4 protein-coding genes and 1 pseudogene are annotated in these 6,323 nt (G+C 37.5%); 3 read left to right on the plus strand and 2 right to left on the minus strand.

Annotated features, from left to right (window positions below; genetic code table 11):
• Positions 1-15: 15 nt before the first annotated feature.
• Positions 16-447 (minus strand): universal stress protein, encoded by a 432-nt coding sequence (locus F6K13_RS13425; RefSeq protein ID WP_124142696.1) that lies wholly within the window; start codon positions 445-447, stop codon positions 16-18.
• 574 nt (positions 448-1,021) lie between these two features.
• On the minus strand, positions 1,022-2,386 hold the full coding sequence (hisD, locus tag F6K13_RS13430) for a histidinol dehydrogenase (protein ID WP_287287610.1): 1,365 nt from the start codon (positions 2,384-2,386) through the stop codon (positions 1,022-1,024).
• Positions 2,387-3,092: 706 nt separating this feature from the next.
• Between hisD and rpsT the strand changes: the two genes are divergently transcribed.
• The 3 genes and pseudogenes from rpsT to F6K13_RS13445 all read left to right on the plus strand — a co-directional run.
• Complete coding sequence (rpsT, locus tag F6K13_RS13435; protein WP_124142695.1) at positions 3,093-3,431, plus strand: 30S ribosomal protein S20; 339 nt, start codon at positions 3,093-3,095, stop codon at positions 3,429-3,431.
• A gap of 432 nt (positions 3,432-3,863) precedes the next feature.
• Complete coding sequence (locus F6K13_RS13440; RefSeq protein ID WP_124155116.1) at positions 3,864-4,658, plus strand: TatD family hydrolase; 795 nt, start codon at positions 3,864-3,866, stop codon at positions 4,656-4,658.
• Between the two features lie 857 nt (positions 4,659-5,515).
• Positions 5,516-6,323: pseudogene (locus F6K13_RS13445) on the plus strand (DNA-directed RNA polymerase subunit beta); the annotation flags it as partial.

The following is a 6,323-nucleotide window of genomic DNA, read 5'->3' on the forward strand; positions in this document are numbered from 1 at the left end:
TAAAAATTATATTAGCTATCTCTGCTTGAACACAAACACAGAGCAATTTGCTTCAGCAACAACCTCACTACTAATAGACCCCTGCAAAATCCGATTGATACCTTTTAATCCCCGACTACCAATTACAATTAAATCTGCATTATAAATATTAGATAAACGAACAATTTCTTCAGTTGGATCGCCGATCACAACCTCTACTTCAGTAGTACAAGGAAGTTTTTCTCGGTAAACTTGGAGTTGCTTTTCAAATTCCCCGACAGAAATATTTTTCCCTTCAGGTTCAGGTTGATCCGCTTCCCGATCCAAATCTGATTTTTCTGTAGCAACCACATGAGATAAAATCACTCTCGTTTTTGATGTTAAGTGAAATTCTGTCAATGCTTGAATTACCAAATCTAGATCTGAGTGTGAATTGCTAAGAGCTACAATAATTGTTTTGAAGGCCATAGACAAGAGTATTAGTAGAGATAAGAAATAGGTAGTCCTGTATAGTAATGGTAAATGAAGTCTCAAATGTTTAGTATGCCGTTACCAAAATAATTATAATGCCCACCAGTATGAATAAATAGATAATTAAGGTTTCTACAAAGAAACCCAGTTAAAGTTTGAATAAATTTAGTAACAACTAATCTGTTCTATAAAAACTTAAACAAAATCTTACAAAGAGACATTTTGACTTTAACTGACCATATCTCTCCGGTACATCACTAGGCAGAATGCTACCATAATCAGCCCCATCTAGGTTAAACAGACTTTCTACCGTAGAAGCTAATAGCCAACTTGTGGGACATGAAGACTTACTTTTAAATCCCCATCTTTGAAAGTATTACAAACTTTATAGCTGTCGAAGGAAAGGGCGCGGACAGGTCAAAAGCTTAAAACTCAGACAACGCAATATTTTTCCTTCTTCCTTCTTCCTGCTTCCTTTTTCCTTGTGCTATACAATTGAGAGTTTTCTATATTATTAGTGGTATGTTCTCCCGCGATCTTAAAGATTCTAACGGGAGTCCTCTTGCATTACTTATAAATTTTTACCATCATTTTCCTGATTAATTTTTTCTTTTTTCACCCATTCTTGTTGCTCTTGCTCCTGAGTTTTCGTCCTCACTCTTACCGAGTTAGCATGAGAGGGCAACCCCTCAGCCGTGGCCAATATATCAATATTTGTGGCAACCTTATGCAAAGCAGCAGAAGAATATTGAACCAAACTAGAATGCTTCATAAATGTTTCTACTCCCAATGCTGAAGCATAACGAGCAGCACCAGAAGTCGGCAAAGTATGATTTGGCCCTGCCAAATAATCTCCCACAGCTTCTGGAGTAGAATAACCAAGGAAAATAGCACCAGCATGACGAATATTTTCCACTAAAGCCCAAGGATCTGCAACTTCCAACTCCAAGTGTTCTGGAGCAAATAGATTAGAAAGTTCAGCAGCAGCTTTGAGAGACTCAACAACAACAACTAAACCGTAATGGGCGATCGCCTTTTCTGTCATTGTGCGACGTGGATGATCCTGAAGTTGTCGCTCTACCTCTGTTACCACCTGACGTGCTATTGCTGAATCTGTAGTTAACAAGATAGCTGAAGCCAACGAATCATGTTCTGCTTGAGCCAACATATCTGCTGCTAAATGAACTGGGTTAGCTTCAGAATCTGCAATAATCATCACCTCTGAAGGTCCAGCCAGAGAATCAATGCCTACAGTACCATAAACAATCTTCTTTGCCAAAGTTACATAGATATTACCCGGCCCAGAGATTACATCCACTTTTGGTATCGTCTTTGTCCCATAAGCTAAAGCTGCTATTGCCTGCGCCCCTCCAATCCGATAAATTTCTTGAATGCCTGCCTCCTGGGCAGCTACAAGTACAGCGGGATGAATTTTGTTATCTTGACCAGGTGGTGTTACCATCACAATCTTCGGGACTTTGGCCACTTGAGCAGGTATAGCATTCATCAGAACTGTACTGGGATAAGCAGCCTTACCCCCAGGAACATATAGACCAGCTCGATCTACTGGTGTGTAGCGTTTGCCCAAAACCACATCATCATCACCGAACTGAACCCAAGATTTAGGAACTCGCTGTCGGTGAAAAGCTTCTATCTGTTTAGCAGCAAAACGAATAGAATTTAATAAGTCCTTATTTACTTGTTGATAGGCCGCATCTAACTCTGAACCAGTTACTTTTAACTCTTCTGGAGTCAAGGTAATATGGTCAAACTCAGAAGTATAGTGTAATAGAGCCTCATCACCTTTTTCTTTAACGGAGCGCAAGATTTCTCGCACCGTTGTTTCTTTATCAATAGCCGTATCATCATGGGTACGTTCTGTGATACGTTTTAATTCAGCTTGTGCCTCAAGCCAGTTAGTAATTATTCGCAGCATGGAGATTAGGAATGCCAACTAATAAAGTTCGTTAGTAGAGGGTACTTTCAGAACTCAGAGAGTTGGAGCAACATTAAAACTATGCAGAATGCTCAACACTTGACAATCAAGAAAGAAAAATTCTTATTGGTCGCCAATTGTCTCTTAGCTTTACCCTAATTTAATTTAGGGATAAAAGTAAAACCATTCTCGTAAGTTTCCGAATCACCCATTACTCTTTGTTATAGCGTGAAGTAACAACACTGGCATCTTTAATACTGTACTCAGTTTTCTGCATCATCTGTCAATATCTCCAAAAGCTTAACTTTAGCAGAAGGAAGAAGTGAAGAAGAAAGAAGGAAGAAGAAAGAAGGAAAAATCTGGCGTTATCTGAGTTTTAAGCTTTCGATCTGTCCCCGTCCTTTGCCTCGACTCCTATACCAAACCTTCAATTGCAATATTTTTCAACAAGTATTAGTATTTTCTGATAATTAATGCTATATTTATATATCTGGTACTTTATATTTTTATATATTTTGGCTGCTGGGCTAGCAGTGTAAGTCTGTGGAGTGACCGTAAGGCCGGAAAGAGGTAAAAGCCTTGGAGGTAGGTGCTATGAAGCAGAAACCTAAGTCGTGAGTCTTAGGAATTCCGCAGTGTCTCTTAAGGGAACCGTCGGAATGAGATGAATTTCTACAATGTCTGGATCTTAAAGAAAAGTTAAATTATGGCCAATATTAAGTCTGCTATCAAGCGAATCCAGATTGCTGAACGCAATCGTTTACGCAACAAAAGCTACAAATCAGCAGTGAGAACCCTGATGAAAAAATACTTCACTGCTGTAGAAAACTACGCTGCTAATCCCACAGAGGAATTAAAGCAAGAAGTTAATCTGCGAATGTCAAAAGCTTACAGTAAAATTGATAAAGCTGTAAAATGTGGTGTTTTACACAAAAATAATGGTTCTCGCAAAAAGTCCAGGTTAGTTAGATATTATAAAAGGCATCTAAAGATCGACAGTAAACAGCAAGAGTCTTCAGAAACTAATGATTCTGTAGCTTCTTAAAAAAGATTGGATTACTTAGTCTTATTGCGGAGCTAGGTGCGTAGTTTTTCGCTCTGCAAAAAGGGCGGCGGGGCATCCCGTCCTTAGAGCTTCATGGAGTCCGATGCAATGGCAGGACTGCGAAGTGAGAAGCCCACACTATACCGAATGGTTAGTGTGGGAGTATGTCACAAGTCGGTATAGTTGCTAGAATTAGTAAGAACTTAAATTAATTACCCGACTTCATTTTTTCTTCAATAGCTGTCTTGAGTAAAAAAAGTTTAAAATAGTTAAAGCGATCCATTAACAATTTTGTATATTTTTGTGGCCAATATACCTATATCAACTGACAATATAGCACTACAAACTGACTAAGAGAATATTTATAATGTCAAGCCTCCTGATTGCAGAAGGTACTGATAAATGATAACTGGAAGACCTGGAGAGCCACAAATGCAGCTAATTGATACTCACGTTCATATTAACTTTGACGTATTCAATTCTGACCTGGAAGACATACGCCAACGTTGGCAACAAGCAGGAGTTGTCCACCTTGTCCACTCTTGTGTTGAACCACAGGAATTCAATGCTATTAAAGCAATAGCAGATCGTTTTCCAGAACTGTCTTATGCAGTTGGCCTACACCCTTTAGATGCTCATAAGTGGACATCTACGACGGCTACTCAAATTGAAGAGTTAGCTGCATCCGATCCTCAGGTAGTGGCTATCGGTGAAACAGGGTTAGATTTTTACAAAGCAGATAATAAAGAACAACAAGAATTTGTTTTTAGACAACAGTTAACCATCGCCAAAAAACTCAACAAACCGTTAATTATCCATTGTCGTGACGCTGCTCACTCAATGGCCGAGATTATTGATGATTTCCAAAAAAATCAAGGACTTGTCAAAGGAGTAATGCATTGTTGGGGAGGTAATCCAGAAGAAACTAAGATATTTATAGACTTAGGATTTTATATTAGCTTTAGTGGAACTGTCACCTTTAAAAAGGCTACCCAAATTCAAGAATCAGCTAAAATAGTAGATGATGATCGACTGTTAGTAGAAACGGATTGTCCATTCCTAGCACCAGTTCCAAAGCGGGGCAAACGAAACGAACCTGCTTATGTTAAATACGTTGCTGAAAAAGTAGCTGAACTTAGAGGTGTGACGCTAGAAAGTTTAGCATTACAAACTAGCGAAAATGCTTGTAGGCTATTTGGATTATCTATTGACACCAAAAATACCTAAAGGCTATTATATTTAGATTTCATCATTAAAAGTCAAACAAGTAAATTAATAGTTCGCTCTTTAATGGCCTAACATAATGCTGAGAGTAAGTTTGAGATTGACTACTCCCCGGATTCAACTCACGGGGATTCTAAGTAGATACTAAGCAACAGGATAAATCCTTGTTGCTTCGTCTATTCTTAGCTGACCAAAGATATATTCTTTGGGGACAAGTCAAAGTGCCCCTACACAGTCTGCTTAGGCCAATGCCTAACATTCTGCTTACTTTTTATTGATCAAACTAGCACAGGACAACTAAAGTTGTCTAGTCTCAACGACAGAAATAGCGTATATTGAGTTGGGAGACGGCCGGAATCAAAAAACTTATTAGAGTATAATTGTCTGGCAACTGCACCAAATAATTATGATATCTTCAATAAAATTATCGTTTAACTTGCTTTTCTTGAAAAATTAATATGTATTTTTTATTAGATTACTAATTAAGAAAAACTAACTTTTTGTATTAGGCTTTATGCTTTAAATGTACAACTATACTTATACTACTTAGGCGAAACTTCATCATCCTAACCAAATTATAAAAATGATATTATCTACAGCTTTTTTGTTTGATTCAAAAATAGTAGTTAGTGAGTAAACTTAACAGAAAAAAATTAAAATAACACTCAATAAAAATCATGAAATTTACTTATAAAAAAAATAAATTGGCACAGAATCTTTGCTTTACTCATGTATATAAACTGTAAAAATATTACACTAACTAATTTACAAGTGTATTACATATTCAAGTTTGAAATAAAATTTGTGGGAGATAAAATCACCCATAAAAAACTATAAATCAACAACCAGGATACTCAAGAATGATTCATCAAAAATTAAATATCAACACCCAAAGCAACCTACCAATTTTCAATATGCCCGATCTGATTGAAATTCAGAGGGCAAGCTTTCGATGGTTTCTAGAGTATGGCCTAATAGAAGAACTAGAAAGCTATTCTCCTATTACAGATTATACAGGAAAACTAGAACTTCACTTTATTGCCAAAAACTACAAACTAAAGCAACCAAAATACGTTGTAGAAGAAGCCAAACGTAGAGACAGCACCTACGCAGTGCAAATGTATGTTCCCACCCGCTTAATCAACAAAGAAACTGGAGAAATTAAAGAACAAGAAGTATTTATTGGCGATCTCCCCCTCATGACAGACAGAGGCACATTTATCATCAATGGAGCTGAAAGGGTAATCGTTAATCAGATAGTTCGTTCCCCAGGAGTTTATTACAAATCTGAGACAGATAAAAGTGGACGACGCACATATAATGCCAGTTTAATTCCTAACCGAGGTGCATGGCTGAAGTTTGAAACAGATAAGAATGACTTAGTTTGGGTCAGAATAGATAAAACCCGCAAACTTTCAGCTCAAGTATTACTCAAAGCTTTAGGATTAGGGGACAGTGAAATTTTTGACTCTTTGAGACATCCTGATTATTTCCAAAAAACAATCGAAAAAGAAGGACAATTTGGAGAAGAAGAGGCACTACTAGAACTATATCGGAAATTACGCCCTGGAGAGCCACCAACTATTGCAGGTGGGGAACAACTACTCCACAGTCGATTCTTTGACCAAAAAAGGTATGACCTAGGAAAGGTAGGAAGATATAAGCTCA

This window comes from Okeania sp. SIO2B9, from assembly GCF_010672505.1.
Lineage (GTDB): Bacteria > Cyanobacteriota > Cyanobacteriia > Cyanobacteriales > Microcoleaceae > Okeania > Okeania hirsuta.

Coding starts and splice junctions, on each gene's coding strand:
- hisD (WP_287287610.1), bottom strand. CDS start 2,386: ATGCTGCGAATAATTACTAACTGGCTTGAGGCACAAGCTGAATTAAAA.
- F6K13_RS13425 (WP_124142696.1), bottom strand. CDS start 447: ATGGCCTTCAAAACAATTATTGTAGCTCTTAGCAATTCACACTCAGAT.
- rpsT (WP_124142695.1), top strand. CDS start 3,093: ATGGCCAATATTAAGTCTGCTATCAAGCGAATCCAGATTGCTGAACGC.
- F6K13_RS13440 (WP_124155116.1), top strand. CDS start 3,864: ATGCAGCTAATTGATACTCACGTTCATATTAACTTTGACGTATTCAAT.